The 23,326-nt window shown below is 34.8% G+C and carries 25 protein-coding genes, 1 pseudogene and 1 other annotated feature (1 of these 27 cut by a window edge); of the genes and pseudogenes, 8 read left to right on the forward strand and 18 right to left on the reverse strand.

The window, feature by feature from the left end; all coding sequences use genetic code 11:
- The first annotated feature begins 50 nt into the window (after positions 1-50).
- A complete protein-coding gene (locus tag ACSBPO_RS15885; RefSeq protein WP_442594957.1) occupies positions 51-743 on the forward strand; it encodes a Crp/Fnr family transcriptional regulator in 693 nt (230 codons plus the stop codon).
- Positions 744-797: 54 nt separating this feature from the next.
- Here ACSBPO_RS15885 and ACSBPO_RS15890 read toward each other — a convergent pair whose 3' ends face one another.
- Entirely contained in the window at positions 798-1,280 is a 483-nt protein-coding gene (locus ACSBPO_RS15890; RefSeq protein ID WP_442594959.1) for a DUF456 domain-containing protein, read from the reverse strand.
- 155 nt (positions 1,281-1,435) lie between these two features.
- Between ACSBPO_RS15890 and ACSBPO_RS15895 the strand changes: the two genes are divergently transcribed.
- From ACSBPO_RS15895 to ispG, 3 genes are all read left to right on the forward strand, one after another.
- Positions 1,436-2,203 (forward strand): DUF1189 domain-containing protein, encoded by a 768-nt coding sequence (locus ACSBPO_RS15895; RefSeq protein ID WP_442594961.1) that lies wholly within the window; start codon positions 1,436-1,438, stop codon positions 2,201-2,203.
- A gap of 100 nt (positions 2,204-2,303) precedes the next feature.
- Positions 2,304-2,627, forward strand: a complete 324-nt coding sequence (locus tag ACSBPO_RS15900) for a hypothetical protein (protein ID WP_442594963.1) — start codon at positions 2,304-2,306, stop codon at positions 2,625-2,627.
- Between the two features lie 131 nt (positions 2,628-2,758).
- Entirely contained in the window at positions 2,759-3,853 is a 1,095-nt protein-coding gene (ispG, locus tag ACSBPO_RS15905; RefSeq protein ID WP_442600390.1) for a flavodoxin-dependent (E)-4-hydroxy-3-methylbut-2-enyl-diphosphate synthase, read from the forward strand.
- A gap of 52 nt (positions 3,854-3,905) precedes the next feature.
- On the opposite strand, the gene ACSBPO_RS15910 is transcribed toward ispG, so the two are convergent.
- Entirely contained in the window at positions 3,906-4,271 is a 366-nt protein-coding gene (locus tag ACSBPO_RS15910; protein ID WP_442600391.1) for a hypothetical protein, read from the reverse strand.
- Between the two features lie 196 nt (positions 4,272-4,467).
- On the opposite strand from ACSBPO_RS15910, the gene ACSBPO_RS15915 reads away from it, so the two are divergent.
- The gene (locus tag ACSBPO_RS15915) at positions 4,468-5,034 is read left to right on the forward strand and encodes a hypothetical protein (protein WP_442594965.1); all 567 of its coding nucleotides are present in this window, start codon (positions 4,468-4,470) and stop codon (positions 5,032-5,034) included.
- Positions 5,035-5,070: 36 nt separating this feature from the next.
- Here ACSBPO_RS15915 and ACSBPO_RS15920 read toward each other — a convergent pair whose 3' ends face one another.
- Genes ACSBPO_RS15920 through ACSBPO_RS15930 form a run of 3 tightly spaced genes read right to left on the reverse strand, consistent with a single transcriptional unit; the run spans position 5,071 to position 7,120 of the window.
- Positions 5,071-5,481, reverse strand: a complete 411-nt coding sequence (locus tag ACSBPO_RS15920; RefSeq protein WP_442594967.1) for a Fur family transcriptional regulator — start codon at positions 5,479-5,481, stop codon at positions 5,071-5,073.
- 11 nt (positions 5,482-5,492) lie between these two features.
- Complete coding sequence (locus ACSBPO_RS15925) at positions 5,493-6,341, reverse strand: metal ABC transporter permease (protein WP_442594969.1); 849 nt, start codon at positions 6,339-6,341, stop codon at positions 5,493-5,495.
- Positions 6,338-7,120 (reverse strand): metal ABC transporter ATP-binding protein, encoded by a 783-nt coding sequence (locus tag ACSBPO_RS15930; RefSeq protein WP_442594971.1) that lies wholly within the window; start codon positions 7,118-7,120, stop codon positions 6,338-6,340. Before ACSBPO_RS15930 ends, ACSBPO_RS15925 begins: the two co-directional genes overlap by 4 nt.
- A gap of 144 nt (positions 7,121-7,264) precedes the next feature.
- Here ACSBPO_RS15930 and ACSBPO_RS15935 point away from each other — a divergent pair, with 144 nt between their 5' ends.
- The gene (locus ACSBPO_RS15935; RefSeq protein ID WP_442594973.1) at positions 7,265-7,522 is read left to right on the forward strand and encodes a DUF2624 domain-containing protein; all 258 of its coding nucleotides are present in this window, start codon (positions 7,265-7,267) and stop codon (positions 7,520-7,522) included.
- A 220-nt stretch (positions 7,523-7,742) separates the two neighbouring features.
- Here the strand turns inward: ACSBPO_RS15935 and ACSBPO_RS15940 are convergent, their stop codons facing one another.
- Together ACSBPO_RS15940 and ACSBPO_RS15945 are read right to left on the reverse strand one after the other, a co-directional pair.
- Positions 7,743-8,636: a deoxyribonuclease IV gene (locus tag ACSBPO_RS15940; RefSeq protein ID WP_442594975.1), complete on the reverse strand. Its 894-nt coding sequence runs from the start codon at positions 8,634-8,636 to the stop codon at positions 7,743-7,745.
- Positions 8,637-8,684: 48 nt separating this feature from the next.
- Positions 8,685-9,998, reverse strand: coding sequence for a DEAD/DEAH box helicase (locus ACSBPO_RS15945; RefSeq protein ID WP_442594977.1), 1,314 nt, complete (start codon positions 9,996-9,998; stop codon positions 8,685-8,687).
- A 223-nt stretch (positions 9,999-10,221) separates the two neighbouring features.
- On the opposite strand from ACSBPO_RS15945, the gene vrrA reads away from it, so the two are divergent.
- Together vrrA and ACSBPO_RS15955 are read left to right on the forward strand one after the other, a co-directional pair.
- Positions 10,222-10,956 carry a VrrA/YqfQ family protein gene (gene vrrA / locus ACSBPO_RS15950; protein ID WP_442594979.1) on the forward strand — a complete coding sequence of 245 codons (735 nt, stop codon included), beginning with the start codon at positions 10,222-10,224 and terminating at the stop codon, positions 10,954-10,956.
- Positions 10,957-11,105: 149 nt separating this feature from the next.
- Positions 11,106-12,050, forward strand: a complete 945-nt coding sequence (locus tag ACSBPO_RS15955) for a 4-hydroxy-3-methylbut-2-enyl diphosphate reductase (protein WP_442594981.1) — start codon at positions 11,106-11,108, stop codon at positions 12,048-12,050.
- A gap of 29 nt (positions 12,051-12,079) precedes the next feature.
- Here the strand turns inward: ACSBPO_RS15955 and ACSBPO_RS15960 are convergent, their stop codons facing one another.
- The 11 genes and pseudogenes from ACSBPO_RS15960 to ACSBPO_RS16010 form a co-directional block, all read right to left on the reverse strand.
- Entirely contained in the window at positions 12,080-13,195 is a 1,116-nt protein-coding gene (locus ACSBPO_RS15960) for a Nif3-like dinuclear metal center hexameric protein (RefSeq protein WP_442594983.1), read from the reverse strand.
- Positions 13,182-13,901 (reverse strand): tRNA (adenine(22)-N(1))-methyltransferase, encoded by a 720-nt coding sequence (locus ACSBPO_RS15965; RefSeq protein ID WP_442594985.1) that lies wholly within the window; start codon positions 13,899-13,901, stop codon positions 13,182-13,184. The genes ACSBPO_RS15960 and ACSBPO_RS15965 overlap by 14 nt, the downstream gene beginning before the upstream one ends.
- Before the next feature lie 134 nt (positions 13,902-14,035).
- Positions 14,036-14,404 carry a cytochrome c550 gene (gene cccA / locus ACSBPO_RS15970; protein WP_442594987.1) on the reverse strand — a complete coding sequence of 123 codons (369 nt, stop codon included), beginning with the start codon at positions 14,402-14,404 and terminating at the stop codon, positions 14,036-14,038.
- Positions 14,405-14,532: 128 nt separating this feature from the next.
- Positions 14,533-15,672, reverse strand: a complete 1,140-nt coding sequence (locus ACSBPO_RS15975; protein WP_442594989.1) for an acyl-CoA dehydrogenase family protein — start codon at positions 15,670-15,672, stop codon at positions 14,533-14,535.
- Between the two features lie 92 nt (positions 15,673-15,764).
- On the reverse strand, positions 15,765-16,295 hold the full coding sequence (locus ACSBPO_RS15980; protein ID WP_442594991.1) for a hypothetical protein: 531 nt from the start codon (positions 16,293-16,295) through the stop codon (positions 15,765-15,767).
- Between the two features lie 91 nt (positions 16,296-16,386).
- On the reverse strand, positions 16,387-17,511 hold the full coding sequence (rpoD, locus tag ACSBPO_RS15985; protein WP_442594993.1) for an RNA polymerase sigma factor RpoD: 1,125 nt from the start codon (positions 17,509-17,511) through the stop codon (positions 16,387-16,389).
- Between the two features lie 35 nt (positions 17,512-17,546).
- Positions 17,547-19,361: a DNA primase gene (dnaG, locus tag ACSBPO_RS15990; RefSeq protein WP_442594995.1), complete on the reverse strand. Its 1,815-nt coding sequence runs from the start codon at positions 19,359-19,361 to the stop codon at positions 17,547-17,549.
- Positions 19,362-19,395: 34 nt separating this feature from the next.
- Positions 19,396-19,798: pseudogene (locus ACSBPO_RS15995) on the reverse strand (DUF188 domain-containing protein).
- A 379-nt stretch (positions 19,799-20,177) separates the two neighbouring features.
- A complete protein-coding gene (locus tag ACSBPO_RS16000; RefSeq protein WP_442594997.1) occupies positions 20,178-20,984 on the reverse strand; it encodes a pyruvate, water dikinase regulatory protein in 807 nt (268 codons plus the stop codon).
- Positions 20,985-21,008: 24 nt separating this feature from the next.
- A complete protein-coding gene (locus ACSBPO_RS16005) occupies positions 21,009-21,644 on the reverse strand; it encodes a helix-turn-helix transcriptional regulator (protein WP_442594999.1) in 636 nt (211 codons plus the stop codon).
- Between the two features lie 181 nt (positions 21,645-21,825).
- Entirely contained in the window at positions 21,826-23,208 is a 1,383-nt protein-coding gene (locus tag ACSBPO_RS16010; RefSeq protein WP_442595001.1) for a glycine--tRNA ligase, read from the reverse strand.
- Positions 23,209-23,289: 81 nt separating this feature from the next.
- Positions 23,290-23,326 (reverse strand) — a binding site (T-box leader); it runs 137 nt beyond the window's last position.

Genomic DNA, 23,326 nt, shown 5'->3' on the forward strand with positions numbered 1-23,326 from the left:
GTTAATAATTTCTTTAAATCAAGATATAGGGTATATGAGGAGGCTATAAAATGAATAATCATCCATCTCTTTATAGTTTATTATTCCAACATTTTATAGAAAAAGAAACAGTCCAAAAAATCAAAGCCAACACTGTATTGTTTCAAGAAAAAGATCCCGTACAGCATATTTATTTATTGATAAGGGGAAGTATAGCTATCGGGAGAATCCATATGAGAGGAAAAGAATTTATTCTAAAGATGATTAATGGTAGAGAACCATTGATTGAATATCAGCTTTTTAAACAAAGCCCTAACTATCATTTCTCGGCAAAAACACTCACAGACTGTGAACTAATCATGATTAATCGGGAACAGTTTGAGAAATATGTTATTGAAAATCCAATAGCCTTATTAAAGACAACAGAATGGCTAAGTACTACGTATATAAAGGCACAAATGAAATGCCAAGATTTGATTATGAATGGCAAAAAAGGAGGATTGTATTCTATCCTAATTCGTCTATGCAATAGTTACGGAGTTGCTACAGACGAAGGAATACTTATTGACCTTCCTATGACTCATCAGGAATTAGCTAACTTAACTTATGGCACAAGAGAAGTTATTCAACGATCATTAAAGGAATTAAGAGAACTAGGTGTTATTTCCTATGACCAACAAAAATTTACAGTTAAAAATATTTGTTTCTTAAAAGAAGAAGTAGATTGCCAAAATTGTGCTTATGAAATATGTGGTTTAAATTAATAGTAAAGAAGAAAAAGGGCATTCATCATAAAAGCCCTTTTCTTTTATTTACTTTTACAGAACAATTACAAGAAAGTATCCGATCATAAATAACTGAATAATCGTCTTTGTTATGACACTTCCAATAAAGCCTAAAACAGAACCAATCCCAATTTTTATGGATTCATTAAATTTTTTTCTGCTAAAGATTAGTTCCGCTAAAACAGCTCCGATAAATGGACCTAAAATAATACCTAAAAAAGGAAGGACAAATGGTCCAACTAACAATCCGATCGTACTTCCCCATATCCCTACCTTAGTTCCGCCATATTTCTTAACACCTAAAATATTTGCAAGATAGTCGGCACTAAATAATAAAAGAACAAACATTATCTGGATGATCCAAAAGAACCAGTTAAAAGGTTCAAAGGAATAAAATACTCCATATAATAAAAAGCCGCCCATTACAAAAAGAACGCTAGGAATAACCGGAAAAATCAATCCGACAAAAGATACTAAGAACATGATTGAAATAATAACCCAATATAAAACATCCATCGTTCTGTTCCTCCTAATTTTTATTTCATTTTAGTCAATCCCAACCTGATATGTCTATTATTGTAGTTAGTTAACTTATACAAAATATTTGAAGAAATTAAAAATACCGCTAAAATAAATATTGAATCTTACCAGAGGATGTGTAAAACAAAAAAATGAATGTTCTACAACAAATAATTAAAAGCTTATACTCACCAAAAGATATGGCAAAATATCGTTTTCAAGGGATAGGAAAAACCATTTTTTATGTGTTTTTACTTTCGTTTATTTCCATCATACCGACAACCTATTATTTTACAACTGCCATTACAAATGGATTAGAAGTAACAAAAAAAGCACTTCAACATGAAGTCCCTCCTTTTGTAATAGAAAATGGACAGTTGTCATTTGATCATGTAACCCCAGTCATTATTGAAAAAGATCATTTTAAGATTATCCTTGATGCATCTAACACCATTGATAAAGAGGATTTAAACCAATCAGAAAATACGATCGCTCTTTTAAAAGAAGATTTTTTATTTATCGCTGGAGGAGAACAACAGACATACAGCTACAGCATGTTTTCGGATATGAAAATTACGAATCAAAAATTAGTCGAGTTCTTAAAAAATGCTGAGAGCCTAAAGTGGATTTTCCTGCCTATTCTAATTTTAATTATATTTATCTTTACGAGTGGGATTAAATTTATAGAAGTTTCCATATTAGCTATGTTTGGCCTAGGATTAAAAAACTTAGTAAACAAATCAAATATTCAATACCGTCATTTGTGGAGGCTGGCAGCCTACTCTATTACCCTCCCTACTATCTTTTTTGCTATTATGTCTCTTTTAAAAACACAAGTACCTAGCGGTTTTCTGATCAATTGGTTTGTCTCTATTGTTGTACTAGCTCTAATCATAAAAGAAATTCCTGGTAAAAAGTAAAAAGTAAACCAACATGTCCAATCATGTTGGTTTTTTTGTTCTAAAAATCATTCTTTCAGCATACAAATGGGACAAACCTCTAAAAAGGAGATCTTGTCCAATGAAGAAATTATTTACAGCACTCATCCTCCTACTTATATGCTATATTATCTTTTTTGATTTAAAACATGGGACACTTCCTACTAGTAACGAAGAAGAAACAGAATCAATCGTTTCTTCTACTGAACCAACTATTTCTTATTTTGAAGAAAAGGTTCGTGCAGGGGATACGGTTTTAACGATTGTAGAAAATAAATTACAAACACAAATTCCTGTATCAATAAATGAAATTGTGAATGATTTTATTTCATTAAATAACGGAATAACACCTGAAAAAATTCAAATTGGAAAAACGTATCGTTTTCCTAATTATCAAACAAATTAGATATTTTCGTTGAATATTTAACCCAATAGATCTTCCTTGTCAATTTTAGTGGTTCACTGATAAAATAAGTATATTGCTTTATTAGATATTTTGAATTCGAGCTTTTAAAGGAGCGAACACTCTTGAACGAAATAGTCCATCGTACAAAAACACGACCTGTAAAGGTTGGGAATTTAACCATTGGTGGAAGTAATGAATTATTTATTCAAAGTATGACCACAACGAAAACACACGATGTTGAAGCTACAGTCGCTGAAATTAAGCGTTTAGAAGAAGCTGGCTGTCAAATCGTCCGTGTTGCTTGTCCAGATGAAAGAGCTGCTAATGCTATTTCTGAGATAAAGAAAAGAATCAACATCCCACTTGTAGTCGATATCCATTTTGATTATAAATTAGCTTTAAAAGCTATTGAGGGCGGAGCCGATAAAATAAGGATTAATCCTGGAAACATAGGTAAAAGAGAGAAAGTGGAAGCGGTTGTAAAAGCTGCTAAAGAGCGAGGTATACCAATTCGAATTGGTGTAAATGCGGGTTCTCTCGAAAAAAAAATCCTTGAGAAATACGGTTATCCAACAGCAGATGGTATGGTTGAAAGCGCCTTACACCATATTAAAATTTTAGAAGAACTAGATTTTCATGATATTATCGTTTCAATGAAAGCATCTGATGTTAACTTAGCGATTGAAGCCTATGATAAAGCATCAAGAGCTTTTGATTATCCCTTACATTTAGGTATAACTGAATCTGGAACTCTTTTTTCCGGAACAGTTAAGAGTGCTGCAGGATTAGGCGCTATTTTAAATAAGGGAATTGGGAATACATTAAGAATTTCTTTAAGTGCCGATCCAGTTGAAGAAGTTAAAGTGGCAAGGGAATTATTAAAAGTATTTGGTTTATCTTCTAATGCTGCCACTCTTATTTCGTGTCCAACATGTGGTCGTATTGAAATTGATTTAATTAGTATTGCAAATGAAGTGGAAGAATATATTCAAAAAATTAAAGCACCAATTAAAATAGCTGTTCTTGGATGTGCGGTTAATGGTCCAGGAGAAGCAAGAGAAGCAGATATTGGTATAGCAGGAGCTAGAGGTGAAGGGTTACTTTTCCGTAAAGGAGAAATCGTTCGTAAAGTCCCTGAAGCCACAATGGTAGAAGAACTTAAGAAAGAAATTGATGCAATTGCTGAAGAGTATTTCCTAAAACAAAAAGAAGAACAAAAAGCATAATAACAAGGGCTGTTCCTCAGGGAACAGCCCTTATTCTTTCATTAACGAATAGTTAATCAAAAAATGGAACGATAAAGATACCAACAATGATCGATATCGCACCAAGTCCTATCGCCCAATTTCCAAGACCTTCTGCCCCTCGACGTCGAGCGATAAACCCTAAAACGATTCCAGCTGCACCAAACAATATTGGCGCTACAAATAAAGATAAGATGGAAAGGATTAAGGCAGCGAAGCCAATCCCTCTACCCCCTGTAGTTGTTTCCGCCATATCGTAGTTACGAACTCGACCACGATCGAGTCTGACAGGTGCTGCTATTTCAGCAGAGGTTTCTTCCATATGATCTGAAGCTCCGTCGCCAATTTGCCCACGGTAACGAAGAGGTTTGTCTTCGAATTTCTGCTCTTGATCTGCCAAGATGATCCCCTCGCTTTCAATTTTAGGAGCATTTATATTGTCTGCAGGACCAAAGGATTTCACTATGCTAATGTTTACCCCCATTGATTAGTCCTGACTATTTTTCTTTTTTTTACCATTTTGAAAGAAGATGCTTTTTATTTAAAATTAGTTTTGTTACTATTAAGTCGATATGGAGAATAAGGAGAATAAACTTATGAGAAAGCGTTTTGGTATCGATATTGATGGAACCGTCACTTGTCCCTCATCCCTGATTCCATTTTTAAATGAAGCATTTCAACTAAATATTACCTTAGAAGATATAAAAGAATATGATTTAAGTCCACTTGTCAATGTTACAAAGGAAGAATTAGCCCAGTGGTTCACTGACAATGAACCTGTGATGTATGAGAAGTCTCCTATCGCTACCGGTGCAAAAAAGGTTTTAATCGATTGGGCAAAGGATTCTGAACTATATTTTATTAGTGCTCGGGGCAGTCATCTTTTAGAAGTAACCGAAAATTGGTTTAAACAGCATGAATTGCTATTTCATCATATTGAATTAATTGGATCACATGATAAAATTGCAACAGCCCAGAAATATAATATAGATATTTTTCTCGAAGATAAACACGATAATGCTGTGGAAATAGCAAAACAATGCCATATTCCAGTGTTATTATTTGACACACCCTATAATCGGGATCCTATTCCATCGGGAGTAGTCCGGGTTAAAAATTGGAATGAAGCAGATGAATGGGTAAAAAATTGGTTGGAAAAATAATAAAAAGGTTTCGTTTTTAAAACGAAACCTTTTTTATTATACACATTCTGGACAGCGTCCATAGATTTCAAATTTATGACCTGATACATCATATCCCTTTAAATCATCCGATAATTCATCCATAGGACATATACCAATTTGCTTGGTTTTTCCACATTCCAGGCAAATAAAATGATGATGATGGTGGTTATGTGAACAAGTAAATCGAAAATGTTTTTCACCTGATAACTCGGTCGTTTCTATAATCCCCAAGTCAACAAATAAAGATAAATTCCGATAGATTGTATCAAAACTTAAACCAGGATAAGCATCTTTTAATTGTTCTAGCACATCCTTTGCTGTTAAATATTTATTTCTTTTAGCAAAGAGCTCTAACATATCTTCTCTTTTCCCTGTGTGTTTGTACCCTTTATCTTTTAAGATATCTAAGGCAGTCTCAATATTCATTTTCTTCACCTCTATTTAGCATCTGCCTTAACAATCGATATTTTTTTAAATAAAATAGCAATAATTAAGATCATTACAGCAATCATGACTATGGTTCCACCTGGAGCTAAATCCAGATAATAAGAAACCGTTAATCCGCCTAATACCGATAGCTCCCCAAAAATGACCGAGTAGAAGATTGTTTGTTTAAACCCTTTAGCCACTCGAATACTTGCTGCAACAGGTAACGTCATTAAAGATGAGACAAGTAATATTCCAACAATCCGCATGGAGGCCGCAATGACTAAAGCAACTAAGATTATAAAAATGAAATGCACAGATTTTACAGCAATTCCTGAAGCTTTTGCGTGTTCTTCGTCAAAAGAAAGTAAGAATAGTTCTTTATACAGCAAAAAGATAAGGGCCAACACCAAAATACTGATAATGATAATGATGTATAAGTCCATCCTACTTACCGCACTCACACTACCGAATAAATAACTAAATAAGTCCGTATTAAATCCATCAGCTAATGAGATAAAGATAACACCTAAACCTATACCACCAGAAAGAATAATGGGAATAGCTAATTCTTGGTAATGTTTATATACACTTCTTAATTTTTCTATAAATAATGAACCCAATACTGAAAATGACATTCCAAAATAAAGGGGATTTACCCCTGAAAACAGTGCCCATTTTTTAGATAACAGTAGGCTTGCAGCAATACCAGCCAGTGTTACATGACTAAGAGCGTCTGCTATCAAAGAAAGCCGCCTAACCACAATAAAAACACCTATTAACGGAGCAATAAGCCCGATTAATATCCCTGTTAGAAAAGCATTTTGTAAAAATTCATACTGAAATAAACTAGCAATCATGTAGTAGCTCCTCCATGATCATGGTCATGTGAAAGGATATGGATATCATGACCATAAAAAATAGACATTTCGTCGTTCTTTAAATTTTCGTATTCATTTGTATCTCCGTGAAAGTGTAGATGCTTATTCAAACAAGCAACATGGGAAACTTTATCGGATATAACACCTATATCATGAGTAACAAGCAATAAGGTTATATTCCATTTCTTATTTAATTCCTCCAACATTTCATAAAAATGCTTCACATTTTTTGCATCTACCCCAACTGTTGGTTCATCCAAGATCAGTAATTCAGGATTACTTACCAAAGCTCTGGCAATGAATACCCGTTGCTGCTGTCCTCCAGATAGTTCCCCTATATTTCGTTGAAGAAAAGGAAGCATATCAACAGACGAAATCGCATCTAATATTTTCTGTTTATCCTCTTTTTTTAAGAATCGAAAAAGTCCTAATTTCTTTGTTAGCCCGCTAGCCACAACTTCATATACTGTTGCTGGGAAACCAGAATTGAAGGAGTTGGCTTTTTGCGAGACATAACCAACCTTTTGCCAATCCTTAAACTTATCAATATCTTCACCAAAAAGTTTAATTTTCCCCTTCTGAAGTTTTAACAGGTTTAATAATAATTTGATAAGGGTTGATTTTCCAGAACCATTTGGTCCCACTATAGCAAGAAACGAACCTTTAGGAATTGATAAATGAATTTCCTCTAACACTTGTTCTTTTTCATATTTATATGAAACATGGTCAATTTCCACAATGGCTTTATTATTTTTCATCGAATCACCTTACTTAATTAAGAATCATTCCGATTTACATTGTGTAGTATACCCTAAATATTTTTTAAAGTAAACGCCAAAGTCATATCCTTTTTGTCACGAATTGTAAAATCGAACATACCTTAATAAAAGAGGAGTGATGACATGAAGATTTTTGAAAACATCATTAATCATAAAATTAATAACATATCAACAGATGAGTTACTAAAATACGCTGATCAATTCCAAGTCAAGATTAGTCGTGATCATGCTAAAAAAATTGCAGAATACTTAAGAAAAGAAAAAGTAAATATATTTAATGATGCATCTAGAGCAAACATTGTTAGAGAAATTGCCAAAATTGCAGGACCTGAAACCGCGAAAGAAGTAAATCGTCTTTTTGTGCAATTTACAAAATCTTAAAAACAAAAAGCGAAAGCGCCTCGAACAGCCCCGACAAGCAAATGTTCTGTAGTGTAAGAAGTCTGCACTTTGACTTCTTACACTATAGGTTATTTGACCTCGAGGGGCTAGGCGCTGAAGCTGGATTACGAAAAAATTCGTCTAAATTTATCACAAGTTTAACTTTATAAATTCCTGGTTAATAATGAAAAAAGTAGGGAAGATTGTTCTTCCCTACTTTTTATGATTGCATGATTAAATCTCTTAAGTTTTCTTCAAATTGTTGTTTTCGAAGCATTTCAATTTCATGCTTATATGGTGGTCTTTGATTATTTTTATCCTCGCCTACATACGGTGTTTCTAAGATCATAGGGATTGAAATTAATTGCGGATGATGAACAATATAGTTTAAAGCCTTAAAACCGATATGACCAAAACCGATATTTTCATGACGGTCCTTTTTCATCCCACGTGCATTTTTACTATCATTGACATGCAGAACCTTTAGGCGTTCAATTCCAATGATTTTATCAAACTCATTCAGTACACCATCAAAATCATCAACAATGTCATAACCAGCATCATGAGTATGACAGGTATCAAAACAAATGGATATTTTGTCATTATAGACAACACCATCGATAATCATTGCTAGTTCTTCAAAGGTTTTTCCACATTCAGAACCTTTTCCAGCCATAGTCTCAAGGGCAATTTGTACTTTATCATCTTTCGTTAGCACTTCATTAATCCCTTCGATAATCTTTTTAATTCCTTCCTCCGTACCGGCTCCCACATGGGCACCAGGATGAAGGACAATTTGTGTTGCCCCAATCGCTTCTGTTCGATCAATCTCAGTACGTAAAAAATTGACTCCAAGTTCAAAGGTTGCAGGATTACTTGTGTTTCCAATATTAATAATATATGGAGCATGGACAATAATTTCATCAATTCCATTCATTTCCATATGTTTTCGGCCAGCTTCGATATTTAAATCCTCAATCTTTTTTCTGCGGGTATTTTGAGGTGCACCTGTATATATCATAAAGGTATTCGCACCATACGAGACCGCTTCCTCACTTGCCGCGAGAAGCATTTTACTGCCACTCATTGAAACATGTGAACCTAATTTCAACATTTTACTCTCTCCCCTATCGCTGCACCAACTTTTTTAGGAACAATTGTATTATTTCTTTTTCTGAATTCGTCTTTCTCTTTTTTTAATTTTATCTACTTCTGATTGCATTTTCTTTTTATAGCCTGGTTTCACCTTTTTTGGCTTTTGGACTAAACTGCGAGCCTTTTCATCTATTTTATCGACTTGCTTTTCACGCTTTTTGCGTTTATTTCGGTCATCCAAATCAATCCAGTCACCTTTTTGGATGTCAACATGTTTAAAGATGATTCCCATCTTTTCAAGTCGATTTAGTGCATCCTCATCAGAAGGCTCATAAATAGTTAATGCTGTACCAGATGAACCAGCTCGTGCTGTTCTACCAACACGATGAATATAGAAATCTAAATCTGTTGGTAATTCATAATTGATAATGTGACTAACGCCCTCAATGTCTATTCCACGAGCTGCTAAATCAGTAGCTACAATATATTGAAATTCTAGACTTTGAATTTGTTTCATCATTTTTTTACGATCCCGCGGACTTAAATCACCATGAATTCTTCCAACCTTAAGTCCCTTTACTAACAGAGCATCTGCAACTTCATCCGCTTTTTTCTTTGTGTTTGTAAACACAATAGCTAAATAAGGATTAAATAATTGAAGCGCTTCAAACGTTAATACCACTTTGTTTCGGTGCCTCGATGGTAATATTGCATGAGTAAGGTTTGCAGCAGAAACTTGCTTTGGCTCAATATGAACATACTTTGGGTTTTCCATGTATTTCTTTAAAAATGGTTTTAATTTCTCTGGTATGGTAGCGGAAAACACATACATTTCTAGACTTTCCGGCATTTTGGCAGCTATTTTATCAACATCAACAATAAAGCCCATATCTAACATTAAGTCAGCCTCATCCACAACTAGCATAGTGGCAGTGTGAACAAATAATGCTTGTTCTTGCACTAGGTCATTAATTCTAGACGGTGTTCCAACAACGATATGTGGCTGCATTTTTAGTTTTTCAATAGATCGGGCTTTGTCTGTCCCTCCAATAAAACAACGAGAAACAATACTCTCCTCTTGGTCAGCATACTCTGTTAATTTTAAAATCTGATGATAGATTTGATTAGCTAACTCCCGTGTAGGAGCAGTGATAACAGCCTGAACTTCTTGTTTATTAGGGTCTATCTTTTGTAGAATTGGCAAAACGTAAGCAAGAGTTTTTCCAGTACCAGTTTGGGATTGACCAATAGCACTTTCACCTCTTAATACAATAGGAATCATTTTTTCCTGGATTTCAGTAGGTTGAGTATAACCAAAGTCTTCCACTGCATTTATTAAAAAGTTTTTTAATTGATAAGTTCGAAATTTTGAATCAGTCATTTTTATTAACTCCTAGGTTATCCATATTTTTGTCCCATCCTGTCATTATAATAGAGATTAGAAGAAATCTCCACCACTCTTACTGTTTTTACTATTATCTGCGATTTTAACTACGATTATTTTTATCTAAACCAAATCATGGATACTTGCATACTTTATCTAGAAAGAGCTTATTTTCTAATTTTTTTTAGGACTTCTTTTTAGAAAGGAGGAATTCATATTTATGCCATATAGACAAAATCATCCTATGCAATCGGGATTCGGACCCCGAATGATGCCCCCTAGACAACCAGGTGGGATGCCATTTGGCGGGTTTAATCAAGGTCCGCCCCCTCCATCTCAAATGGGAGGCTTCGGGCCTATGATGGGAATGCCTAGTAATCGTGGAGCTGGCCGTTTTGGATCTATGATGGGAAGGAATCAAGGCAATCCTGGTGTTGGAGGCTTCGCACCAATGATGGGTAGAAACCAAGGTAATCGCGGCGGCGGCCTTCTGTCCAAGTTACTCGGACGAGGTGGTGGGAATCAGCAAGGCGGGCTTCTTGGGGGTATTGGAGCTATGAACCGTCCTGCCTCAAGTGGGATCGGAGCCATGAACCGAGCTGCTGGTGGGGGAGGCGGCTTATTGCAAGCTTTAACTAACCCAGCTGGAATAAATGGCTTACTTAATAATACACAGAATGTATTAAAAACAGCCCAACAATTAGGGCCAATGATTCAGCAATATGGACCTCTTGTCAAAAATTTACCAAGTATGTGGAAACTCTATCGTGGATTAAAAGCAGCAACTAGCGAAACGGAAAATACAACTGAATCACAATCTGAATCTGCGACAGATACATCAAAGGATAAAGAAGAATCTGTTGAATCTGTTGAAAACATTCAAACAACTTCAAAGAAAAAAGAAAACAAGACCGGACAAAAGAGCCGTGGTTCGGTTCCAAAGCTTTATATTTAATGTGACGAGTGCTTAAAGCACCCGTCTTTTTTGATTTTTAAATTTTTCATAAAGAATAATGTGATATCATCCTTTGTAATCTATTAATAGGTTCTATATAATAAAGACGTAGTTTAAGAGTTATTTGAAAAAATAGGAGGTCCAATCAAATGGATGTCATAAAAATTTCCCCTAGAGGATACTGTTATGGGGTAGTTGATGCAATGGTAATAGCTAGAAATGCTTCTTTAGATAAATCTCTTCCTCGACCTATCTATATACTAGGAATGATTGTTCATAATAAACATGTTACTGACGCGTTTGAACAGGAAGGAATTATTACCTTGGATGGGAAAAACCGTTTAGATATTTTAGGAAAAGTGGATAAAGGGACGGTTATTTTTACCGCACATGGCATATCTCCTGAAGTTCGTGAACTTGCGAAGGAAAAAGGATTAGTCACTATTGATGCAACCTGTCCGGATGTTACCAAGACCCACCACCTAATAGAAGAAAAAGTAAAAGAAGGTTTCCATATCATCTATATTGGGAAAAAGGGACATCCTGAGCCTGAAGGTGCTATCGGGGTTGCTCCAGGAAAGGTTCACCTAGTTGAAACAGAAAAAGATGTAGAATTACTTCATTTAGAAAATGAAAAGTTAGTTGTGACTAATCAGACCACAATGAGTCAATGGGATGTTTTGCATGTAATGGAAAAGGTAAAAGAAAAATTCCCACATGTCGAAATTCACAATGAAATTTGTATGGCTACTCAAATTCGACAAGAAGCTGTTGCCGAACAAGCTACAGAGGCAGACGTATTAATTGTTGTCGGAGATCCAAAAAGTAATAATTCTAATAGACTTGCTCAAGTTTCGGAAGAAATTGCAGGTACAAAAGCTTACCGAATTGCGGACATAACAGAACTCGATGTGAATTGGCTAAAGGATGCTAAAACAGTTGCCGTTACCTCAGGGGCTTCCACTCCTACCCCTATTACAAAAGAAGTCATTACATTCCTTGAGCAATTTGATCCTAACAATGAAAATACATGGGTAATAGAAAAGAAAGTGCCATTAAGTAAAATACTTCCAAAAGTTAAAAATACTGACTAAAAAAAACCAGGGATCCCCTGGTTTTTCTTTTATACAAATTGAAAAGGGTCTGTATGTATCTCTGATGGAAAAACTTTTACCTCATAGCCTTTATCTTTAAACAATTGGCTTAATTTATCGGTAACCCCTTTTTTCATCACTTTCTCCACATTATGACCGGGGTCAATGATATTAAGACCGAGAGCCATTGCATCATGTGCTGTATGGTAATAAAAATCCCCAGTGATATAGACATCTGCCCCTTTAAAGATCGCATGAGGAAAATATTTATTCCCATCGCCACCTAAAACAGCGACTTTCTTAATTTTTGAATTTAAATCGCCCACTACTCTAACAGTAGAAACTTCTAATGTTTTTTTTACAACTTCAGCAAATTCTCTTAATGTCATTTCGTTTACTCTTCCAACTCTCCCTAGACCTAACGCCTCTCCCTTATTATCTAATCGATAAATATCATAGGCTACTTCTTCATATGGATGAGCCTTTAACATAGCACTTAAAATTTTCTTTTCAAGCTGCTCTGGATAAATCGTTTCAATCCTAATTTCTTCTACCTCTTCAAGTTTCCCTTTTTGTCCAATAAATGGGTTCGCTTGTTCTCCCGGTAGAAATCTTCCTGTACCATTTGTACTAAATGAACAATAGTTATATTCTCCAATAGCACCCGCACCTGCTTTTCCAATAGCTTCTCGAATGTTTTCCTCATGACTTTGTGGAACAAATACCACTAGTTTTTTTAGTTTCGTTTCAAAGGTAGGAAATAAAACCTCAGTATCCATTAGACCAAGAGCATCTGCAAGTAGGTCATTCACACCGCCTTTTGCTACATCTAAATTGGTGTGTGCTGCATATACAGCAATGTCATGCTTTATCAGTTTCTCTATCAGCCTTCCAGATGGGTCATCGGCTGTTATTCTTTGAAGTGGTCTAAAAATAGGAGGATGATGAGCAATAATAAGTTGTACATCTTTCGCAATTGCTTCGTCTACTACTTCATCTAATACATCAAGTGCAATCATGACATTTTTAACTTTCCTAGCAAGATTCCCAATTTGAAGCCCTACTTTATCACCTTCCATTGCCAAACCTTTAGGAGAAAAGCTTTCAAATACTTGTATCACTTCATATCCGTTAACTGTTTTCAATATCCAACACCTCCTCAACCATTTTTATCTTCTCTTTCAATTCATTTATTTTTTGAAGAATATCTTCTGTTTTATTGGCAGTTGAAATTTGAGCTAAAATATTTTCCCAGTTTCTTTTTTCCTCTAACCATTTCTTCTCAAATACGTGATTTTTATTTGTAATTAAAAATGGACCCATTAACAATTTTTTATTTTTATCGGTTGAGTAAGGCTTGAGGGGAATACCTCTTTCTGCGACCAAAACTTCATATGTTTTACCATCTTCTTCGAGAATTTTTTCGTTAATTAGCTCCCAATTATTTTCAATTAACCACTGTCTAATGGAAATGGCACTTATATTCGGTTGAAGAATGAGCCTTTTAACACCCAAAAGCTTCTCTTTCCCTGCCTCTAGAATATTCGAAATGAGTGCCCCACCCATGCCTGCAATGGTAATACAGTCCACTTCATTTGGAGAGATGACCTCTAATCCATCTCCTTTTCTAACATCTATCTTATCTGTTAACCCCTCTTGCTTTACTTGACGTAAGGCTGATTGAAAAGGTCCTTCCACCACTTCTCCAGCAATTGCAAAGGGGACTCTCCCCTTCTTAACCACATAACAAGGAAGATAAGCATGATCTGAACCAATATCAGCTATTCGCGAATGATCTGGGATTAAATCAGCTACCACTTGAAGACGATTCGATAATTTTTCTGCATTCATAAAACCACACCAATCATAAAATCTTTTTATATATACTTTTATTAGTATAAGAAAAGCGTAACTACCTTGTCTAGTTTAGTAAAAAAACCAACAAAAAAGTTCTTTGCTTTTGCAAAGAACTTTTTTGTATTTTCTTATTTTAGAGTGATTAACCAGTCTGCTACTGCATCTGCTTGTTCTGCAGGTACCATATTAGCTGGCATAGCGCCTCTACCTTTAGTGATAACTTCTTTAATTTGATCCTTAGATAAGCGGTCGCCAACACCTTTTAAAGCTGGACCTACCCCACCTTGATATGCGTCGCCATGGCAACCAATACAAGATTGCTTATAAAGGTCTTCTGGGTTTGCTGAAGCTGTTTCTTCTGTTTTTGCTTCTCCGCCACCTTCATGTTCTTTAGTGATTTCTTTATTATCACCTAGACCTTTGAAGGATAGGAAAAACATTAGTCCGATACCAAAAACCATAATTAATACGAATGGTACAATCGGATTACGATTCATCTTACATTACCTCCCTATGTAGAACATCTTACTTTAGTGTGTACAAACAATACTTATTTTACTTTAAAAAACTAGGAAGGGAAAGTATTTATCACAATTTTTATATTAGAAAACTAAAAATATTTATTTTAACAGCCGATTTCCCTCGAAATCACCAATCGTTGTACCTCTGAAGTACCTTCTCCAATTTCTAAAAGCTTTGCATCTCGCATAAATCTTTCAACATGATAATCTTTCATGTATCCATATCCACCATGAATTTGAACAGCCTGACTGGTTACTTCCATACAAATTTCGGAAGCGTATAACTTACACATAGATGCTTCTTTTGAAAATCTTCTGCCTTGATCTTTTAACCAAGCTGCCTTATATACCATATTTCTAGCTAATTCAATTTTCATAGCCATATCAGCTAGTTTAAATTGAATAGCCTGAAACTGGGAAAGGTTTCTGCCGAATTGTTTTCTGTCCTTTGCATATTGCAAAGCTTTTTCATATGCAGCTTGAGCTATACCGACAGCCATCGCACCAATTCCAATTCTGCCTCCGTCAAGAGTAATAAGAAATTGTTTAAATCCTTCACCTTTTGTTCCTAATAAATTTTCAGTCGGAACATAAACATCTTCCATTACTAGTTCTGTTGTATTAGAAGCATTTAATCCCATCTTTTCATAGTTATCTATCACTTTAAAACCTTTGGCATCAGTTGGTACAATAATCGCACTAATTTCTTTTTTCCCGTCTTTTTGATCAGTAATAGCTGTTAGAGCTAAGTGCTTTGCATAGCTCGCATTTGTAATAAAACATTTGCTGCCATTTATAACAAATTGACCATCTTTTTCAATGGCAGTTGTTTGTGTACCACCAGCATCTGAACCAGCATTAGGCTCTGTTAATCCAAATGCACCGAAGGATTCACCTGTACAAATAGGCGTTAAATACTTTTGTTTCTGCTCTTCTGTTCCAAACATATTTAGTGGAGCGCCACCTAACGAAATATGGGCGGAATAAGTTATTCCGGTAGAACCACATGCCCTGCTTAACTCTTCAACCACAATGGCAAAACTAACCGTGTCAGCTCCCCCACCACCATATTCTTCTGAGAAAGGTAGCCCCATCATCCCCATTTTAGCTAGCTTTTGAAAAGGCTCTAATGGGAATTCCTTCGTCTTATCGCGCTCATAGGCACCAGGAGCAACCTCTTCCTCAGCAAATTCTTTAATCATTTTACGTATCATTTCTTGTTCACTAGTTAAATCAAAATTCATTTTCATCCCCCTTAAATGTATGCGCTTACTTTAATATTATAAGAGGGAAGTTACTATTATCTCAACATTTAAAAATTTTTAAAAATATATTATTATATGAATATAGAAAAAATTATAGTAACCACACCTAAAATGCCCGAGATCGTAAAATAAATTAATCTAAATTTCCAACCAACTATCATCCATAAAAAACAGTGAACAAATAGTACAAAATACAGTAATGACGTGTTGAAATTCCCCATATGGTTTATGATATTAATGGATAAAATCAATGAAACGAAGGCAGTAAAAACAAATGTTAAATGTGGAATTAATCCTTTTTTATAAAAATATTTAATTAAAAAAATCCCAGTAATTATAAATGTTAAATATATGGCAATTTGCAATATGAAAGATAATTCAGTAAAATAAATGACAAAGACAACTGCAAACGCTATCAAAAATAGCCCTATATTTTTTAAATTAAACGGCACTTTATGACTCTTTTTTTCTTTTTCCTCTAATGGATGGCTGCCTTCAGAGTATAGGGTGAGCAAAAAATTACAGTAATGCTCAGGGAGTAAAGAACTTGTTTTCCAGTATTCAATTTCTTTCATAATTATTTGTTTTCGTTGTTGGTCCATTTTTCGCTCCTAAAAAAAAAAATAGTTCACTTCTATCTTAAGAAGTAAACTATTTTCTGACAACATTTATTTATATGTTTATTTTTAGAACTTATTCTAGAAAATCTTTTAGACGTTTACTGCGGCTTGGATGTCTAAGCTTTCGAAGAGCTTTTGCTTCAATTTGACGAATACGCTCTCTTGTTACACCAAATACTTTTCCTACCTCTTCAAGGGTACGCGTACGTCCGTCATCTAATCCAAAACGTAAACGGAGAACATTTTCTTCACGATCCGTTAAAGTATCTAAAACATCTTCTAATTGTTCTTTTAACAATTCGTAAGCTGCATGTTCAGAAGGAGATGTTGCATCTTGGTCTTCAATAAAATCTCCAAGATGGGAATCGTCCTCTTCACCAATTGGTGTTTCTAGTGATACTGGTTCTTGGGCAATTTTCAATATCTCTCTTACTTTATCCGGCGTTAGGTCCATATCCTCTGCAATTTCCTCTGGAGATGGTTCTCTACCAAGATCTTGAAGTAATTGTCTTTGTACCCTAATCAGTTTGTTAATGGTTTCAACCATATGAACAGGTATACGTATGGTTCTTGCTTGGTCAGCAATCGCACGTGTAATGGCTTGTCGGATCCACCAAGTTGCATAGGTACTAAACTTAAAGCCTTTACGGTAATCAAACTTTTCAACCGCTTTAATAAGGCCCATATTACCTTCTTGAATAAGGTCTAAGAAAAGCATTCCACGTCCTACATATCGTTTAGCAATACTTACAACCAGACGTAAATTTGCTTCTGCAAGACGACGTTTTGCTTCTTCGTCTCCTTCTTCAATACGTTCAGCAAGAGATATTTCTTCTTCTCCTGAAAGCAGGTCAACTCGACCAATTTCTTTCAAATACATTCTTACTGGGTCGTTAATCTTAATTCCCGGAGGAACGCTAAGGTCATTTAAATCAAATTCATCATCTTTTTCTAAGTCTTTTATTTTTGGATCTTCGTCTTCATCACTATCACCAACTAGCTCGACACCTTGATCTCCTAGAAATTCATAAAATTCATCCATTTGATGTGAATCTAAATCAAATGAAGACATCTTTTCTGCAATATCATCGTAAGCAAGAACTCCAGTTTTTTTACCAATTGCTGTTAATTGGGCTTTTATTTGATCAAGGGACAATTCTGTTTCAACCTCTTTGGAACCGGTTGATTTTTCAGTCATGTGGCCCCCTCCTTCCAAAAAATCACTTTAGCTACTTATTTTAAGGCCTTTTGCAATTGTAGAATTTCCATAGCAATTGTGGCGGCTTTTAAGAAATCTTTTTGTTTTTCTGCTTCTATTTTTTCAGCATTCTTTTCCTTTATCATTAACAATTTCGGAAAATTCAACACCTGTTTTAAATAATCATTTAATTCCTGAGGTGTCATTTCTGAATTAATAGACATCATTTCAAGTTCAGCAACAATTCTTTTTAATTTATCATCCTTAATATAATTAAGAAATGCACTTGGATCTGGGGGATTGCCTTCCTCATAATATCCAATTAAGTAGGTCATAATGGCTTGATGCTCATCAACATTGAAGGTGTGACCATTTAATAATTCCTGTACTTTGTACGCTACCTCGCTATTGCGAATCATATGTGCTATTAGTCTTCTCTCGGCTGTTTGGTAGGCAGGGTATAAACTTTTCACACTTTTCTTAGTAACGACGGTAGGTTTATTAGGTGTCAATTGACCTTGTTGATTTTTATTTTTTTCATAGTAGAAGACTTGTTTTTGCTGTTGTTTTAAGGCATCTAATGATAGTGAAAACTCCCCTGCTAATTGCCTTAGATAATGATCTCGTTCAACAGCCTTAGTTAACTTACTAATTTCTTTTAGTACTTCTTCGATATAAAGTAAACGTTCTCCTTCATTCTGAAGGTTTTTTCCCCTTCGAAAATAAAGAAATTTAAATGACATCCAGGTTACGGTTGAACCCATTACTTCATTCTGGAACTTTTCTGCTCCAAACTGCTTAACATAATCATCCGGGTCTAAACCGTTGGGCATCATCGCAACCTTTACTAACAAACCTACATTAGTAAGCATATTACCAGCTCTATACGCAGCTTCTATTCCTGCATTATCAGAGTCGTAGCAAATCGTGACAGACTGAACAAGTTGACGTAACTGACTTACATGGTCCTCAGTTAACGAGGTTCCCATAGTAGCTACCCCATTTTCAACTTCAGCTCGATCCGCTGCTATAACATCAGCAAATCCTTCAAAAAGAACAATTTGACTTGTTTTTCTAATAGTAGGCTTAGCTAAATGAAAATTATATAAAATTTTACTTTTATTAAAGATTACTGTTTCGGGACTATTTAAATATTTTGGCTCATCCTGCCCTAATGCTCTCCCGGAAAAAGCAATCGTTTTACCATGACGATCTGAAATTGGAAACATTATTCGGTTTCGAAAGCGATCAAATAAACTATTATCACTTTCCCGTCTAATAATAAGACCTGATCTTTCCAATATCTCTGCAGTGAAATTTCGCTTTAATAAAAACTTAGTAACAAAATCCCATGAATTTAATGAGTATCCAATTTGGAACTTTTTAATGGATTCCAGGGTGAAACCACGTTCTAATAAATATTCCAGAGCATGTTGACCTTCTTTTGTATTTACTAATAAATGATGATAAAATTTCCGTAAGAGTTCATGCGCTTCGATCATTTGTAGAACATCATCAGAAACTTTTTTTTCTTTCCCGAGATTAGAAGGATCGATTGCGAGTTCAATATTTGCTTTTTCAGCTAATTTTATAGCTGTCTCAATAAATGAATACCCTTCTAAATCCATTAAAAATGAAAAAACATTTCCACCTGCTCCACAGCCAAAACAATGGAATATTTGTTTATCAGGTGATACCGAAAAGGATGGGGAGTTTTCACCATGGAAAGGGCATAAACCAAAATAGTTCCTGCCTTGTTTTTTCAGTTGAACATACTCACTGATAACTTCTACAATATCAACTGATTGACGGATCTCATTTATTTTTTCCTCGGCAATACGTTCTGCCATGAGAACAACTCCATTATTATTTCGTGAATCAAAGTTAAATTCCTTCAAAATTCGACAAAATTTTTGTTAATGATTGAGCAAAACGTTTTCTGTCTTCTACTGTAAATGCTTTAGGACCTTTCCCATAAATCCCCTGTTTTCTTGCTTTAGCAGAAAGATAACTCAAATCTAAGGCGATATGAATAGTTTCTTCTCTATAGGAAGTTCCCTTTGGTGACAGAACATAAACCCTTTTCGGTAAAAGGGTAGAGGCTAAACCTATGTCCTGCGTAATAACCATATCAAAAGGAGAAACCTTATTCATTATGTACAAATCTACAGCCTCTTTGTGAGTATCAACATTACTTCCAAGAAGCCCCAATAGGATTGGAAAACATATAAGCACAGGATGCGACAAAAAAACAGTCAACAGAAAATGATTTTGCTATTTCGACAATTTTTTCTTATACCGGACAAGCATCAGCATCAACAAAAATTGTCGGAATGCCTGCTGTATTACTAGATATTCTACATCACTCCGATTTTTCCTTCTTTTAAAAAGAAGTTTTCACATATAAACAATGTGTCGAATTTTTTTTGGCCACTTGCCTTGACTTCTAACAATAAATAGTTTATTCGTTACAATGCAAGTCTAAACCTATTATGATACTTTTTTTATCACAATTTTTAATTATAGTATAGAAAAAATCAATTTTCCATGATTTTTTATTATTTTTTATTATAAAAACATATTTAAAAAGATTGATTTTTATTCTTAATATAAAAAACACATGGATATTTATATCACCATGTGTTCACGTATTCTTCAAATTTTTATCATCCTTTTCTTTGAAAATGATAAAGAATGACATTTGCGGTTTCCTCTACCGCCTTATTCGTGACATCAATTACTGAGCAGCCAATACGTTCAACAACTTTGTTGAAATAGGTAATCTCTTCTTTAATTCTATCTATATTGGCATAACTGGCTTGGTCATTTAAACCTAAAGAAATTAATCGTTCCCGCCTGATAAAGTTTAACTTTTCAGGACTTATTTTTAAACCGAAGCATTTTTCCGGTGGCACTAAAAATAATTCTTCTGGGGGGTCAACTTCAGGAACTAACGGCACATTGGCTACTTTTAATCTTTTATGAGCTAAATATTGAGATAAAGGTGTTTTAGAAGTCCGTGATACACCTACTAATACAATATCCGCTTTTAATATGCCTCTAGGATCACGCCCATCATCATATTTAACGGCAAATTCTATTGCTTCAACTTTTTTAAAATAATCTTCATCCAGTTTACGAACAAGTCCTGGCTCATTTAGAGGTGTTTTTCCAGTTAAATTTTGAATTTGATCCATCAATGGACCAATTAAGTCACATGCATAGAGCCCTTCTTCTGCAGCCCTTTGTTTCATGTATTCTCTAATATCAGGTTTAACCAATGTAAATGCTATCATGCCCTTATCCAGTTTTACTAATGAAATCACTTCTTCAATATTATCTTTATCCTCGACATAAGGAAATCTTTTAAGGACCAGATTTGATCCATTAAATTGACTTATAGCAGCCTTTGTAACTAATTCTGCTGTTTCTCCTACAGAATCTGATACTACATAGATGACAGGCTTACTCATTTTTATCATTCTCCTCTCTGGAGCCTATTGATCTTGAGCAAGTGATAAAAAGGCTTTTGTTATATTTGTTTTGGTAATCCTTCCAATTACTTCAAACCCCTGTTCTGTTTCCCTAACAATTGGTAATGCATCGATTTGCTTCGAAATAAGTTTCTGCGCCACATCAATTAACAAATCATCTTTTCTGCACATTGTTATGTTAGGCATTCTTGTCATGATAATATTCACTGGAATATTTGTTAAGTCCTGTTTTCCCAAGCTTGCCCGAAGCAAATCTTTCCGTGATAAAACACCGACTAATTTGGAATGTTGATCAACCACAAACATGGTTCCAACATCCTCTAAAAACATTGTACATATTGCATCGTAAACAGAGACATTTTCACTTATAACCACAGGTATCGATTGAAAATCCTTCACGAATAACTTTTGTAGATTTTCAGTTAATAATTGTGTACCGGATTTTCCTGTATAAAAATAACCAACCCTTGGTCTTGCATCTAAATAGCCTGCCATCGTTAAAATCGCCAAATCCGGTCTCAGTGTTGCTCTTGTTAAATTTAATTGGTCTGCAATTTGTTCTCCAGTAATTGGCCCTTGGTCCTTAACGATTTGAAGTATTTGTTCTTGCCGCTTATTTAATTCGATTGTACTCACCACCTTGGTTGTTCTATATGTATATTTTTCTTTAAATTAAGCACTTAAGGTTATACTTTAATAGCAATATTATATACTAATTATTTTTTATATGAAAAGGAATAAAGTTGTTTTTATAAAGCTATTGCTTTTTATTTCATTTCAAAAGAAAAAGGTGCAGTTCATTCTGCACCTTTTTTCTACATTAAAACATAATTTTTTCTTGGATAAAGTTTACAAGTTCTGCGATAGGGATACGTTTTTGTTCCATTGTATCTCTGTCCCTTACCGTAACCATGTTATCTTCTTTCGAATCAAAATCATAGGTAATACAGTACGGAGTACCAATTTCATCATGACGACGATAACGTTTACCAATTGAACCTGCCTCATCATAATCCACTAAAAAGTGTTTAGATAATTCGGCAAAAACTTCTTTTGCTTCTTCAGACAACTTTTTAGATAATGGCAAAATAGCAGCCTTATAAGGAGCTAATGCTGGGTGGAAATGCATAACCGTTCTTGAAGTACCATCTTCAAGCTGTTCTTCATCATAAGCATCAATTAAAAAGGCTAACGTTACACGATCTGCTCCAAGTGATGGCTCGATACAGAAAGGAACGTAACGTTCATTCGTTTCCGGATCAATATAATTAAAGTCTTCCCCAGAGTATTGCATATGCTGTTTTAAATCGTAATCTGTTCTTGATGCAACACCCCATAACTCACCCCATCCGAATGGGAATTTAAACTCAAAATCAGTTGTTGCGTTACTGTAGTGAGATAGCTCATCTTCAGAATGGTCACGAAGTCTCAAATTCTCTTCATTCATTCCTAAAGTCAATAACCACTGTTCAGCAAAGTTTTTCCAATAATTAAACCATGTTAATTCTTCACCTGGTTTACAGAAGAATTCAAGTTCCATTTGTTCAAATTCTCTAGTACGGAAAGTAAAGTTACCTGGAGTAATTTCATTACGAAAACTTTTTCCGATTTGAGCAATACCAAATGGTAACTTCTTTCTCATTGTACGTTGTACATTTTTAAAGTTAACAAAAATACCTTGAGCTGTTTCGGGACGTAAGAAGATTTCGTTCGTGCTAGATTCAGTAACACCTTGGAAGGTTTTAAACATTAAATTAAATTGTCTAATACCTGTGAAATCATGGCTACCACAGTCAGGACAAGCGATATTATGTTCTTTCACTAGTTCTTCCATTTTTTCAAATGGTAAACCATCTACGACCATTTCCATACCTTTTTCTTCCAGTGCATTTTCAATTAATTTATCTGCACGATGTCTCGCTTTACAATTCTTACAATCAATCATCGGATCATTAAAATTACCAATATGACCCGAAGCTTCCCAAGTTCTAGGATTCATAAGGATACTTGCATCTAATCCCACATTATATGGTGATTCTTGGACAAACTTTTTCCACCATGCTCGTTTAATGTTATTTTTAAATTCTACCCCTAAAGGGCCGTAATCCCACGTATTGGCAAGGCCACCATAAATCTCAGACCCAGGAAATACAAAACCTCTATGCTTTGCGTGAGAGACGATTTGTTCCATAGTTGCACTCATTTTTTTCGCTCCTTCTTATAAAATTTTACTTTTGCATAGGAGATAAGAATCAATAAAAAAACTCCCATCCCTATGCCTCAGCATAGGGACGAGAGTTACCCGCGGTTCCACCCTATTT

Source organism: Neobacillus sp. D3-1R (assembly GCF_052180215.1).
Classification (GTDB): Bacteria; Bacillota; Bacilli; order Bacillales; family Cytobacillaceae; genus Pseudoneobacillus.

Coding starts and splice junctions, on each gene's coding strand:
- ACSBPO_RS15900 (WP_442594963.1), top strand. CDS start 2,304: ATGAAGAAATTATTTACAGCACTCATCCTCCTACTTATATGCTATATT.
- vrrA (WP_442594979.1), top strand. CDS start 10,222: ATGCCATATAGACAAAATCATCCTATGCAATCGGGATTCGGACCCCGA.
- ACSBPO_RS15915 (WP_442594965.1), top strand. CDS start 4,468: ATGAGAAAGCGTTTTGGTATCGATATTGATGGAACCGTCACTTGTCCC.
- ACSBPO_RS16000 (WP_442594997.1), bottom strand. CDS start 20,984: ATGAGTAAGCCTGTCATCTATGTAGTATCAGATTCTGTAGGAGAAACA.
- ACSBPO_RS15890 (WP_442594959.1), bottom strand. CDS start 1,280: ATGGATGTTTTATATTGGGTTATTATTTCAATCATGTTCTTAGTATCT.
- ACSBPO_RS15975 (WP_442594989.1), bottom strand. CDS start 15,672: ATGAATTTTGATTTAACTAGTGAACAAGAAATGATACGTAAAATGATT.
- ACSBPO_RS15980 (WP_442594991.1), bottom strand. CDS start 16,295: ATGGACCAACAACGAAAACAAATAATTATGAAAGAAATTGAATACTGG.
- ACSBPO_RS15940 (WP_442594975.1), bottom strand. CDS start 8,636: ATGTTGAAATTAGGTTCACATGTTTCAATGAGTGGCAGTAAAATGCTT.
- ACSBPO_RS15965 (WP_442594985.1), bottom strand. CDS start 13,901: ATGAATGCAGAAAAATTATCGAATCGTCTTCAAGTGGTAGCTGATTTA.
- ACSBPO_RS16010 (WP_442595001.1), bottom strand. CDS start 23,208: ATGAGTGCAACTATGGAACAAATCGTCTCTCACGCAAAGCATAGAGGT.
- dnaG (WP_442594995.1), bottom strand. CDS start 19,361: ATGGCAGAACGTATTGCCGAGGAAAAAATAAATGAGATCCGTCAATCA.
- ACSBPO_RS15885 (WP_442594957.1), top strand. CDS start 51: ATGAATAATCATCCATCTCTTTATAGTTTATTATTCCAACATTTTATA.
- ACSBPO_RS15895 (WP_442594961.1), top strand. CDS start 1,436: ATGAATGTTCTACAACAAATAATTAAAAGCTTATACTCACCAAAAGAT.
- ACSBPO_RS15955 (WP_442594981.1), top strand. CDS start 11,106: ATGGATGTCATAAAAATTTCCCCTAGAGGATACTGTTATGGGGTAGTT.
- ACSBPO_RS15945 (WP_442594977.1), bottom strand. CDS start 9,998: ATGACTGATTCAAAATTTCGAACTTATCAATTAAAAAACTTTTTAATA.
- rpoD (WP_442594993.1), bottom strand. CDS start 17,511: ATGACTGAAAAATCAACCGGTTCCAAAGAGGTTGAAACAGAATTGTCC.
- ACSBPO_RS15930 (WP_442594971.1), bottom strand. CDS start 7,120: ATGAAAAATAATAAAGCCATTGTGGAAATTGACCATGTTTCATATAAA.
- cccA (WP_442594987.1), bottom strand. CDS start 14,404: ATGAATCGTAATCCGATTGTACCATTCGTATTAATTATGGTTTTTGGT.
- ACSBPO_RS15920 (WP_442594967.1), bottom strand. CDS start 5,481: ATGAATATTGAGACTGCCTTAGATATCTTAAAAGATAAAGGGTACAAA.
- ACSBPO_RS15925 (WP_442594969.1), bottom strand. CDS start 6,341: ATGATTGCTAGTTTATTTCAGTATGAATTTTTACAAAATGCTTTTCTA.
- ACSBPO_RS15935 (WP_442594973.1), top strand. CDS start 7,265: ATGAAGATTTTTGAAAACATCATTAATCATAAAATTAATAACATATCA.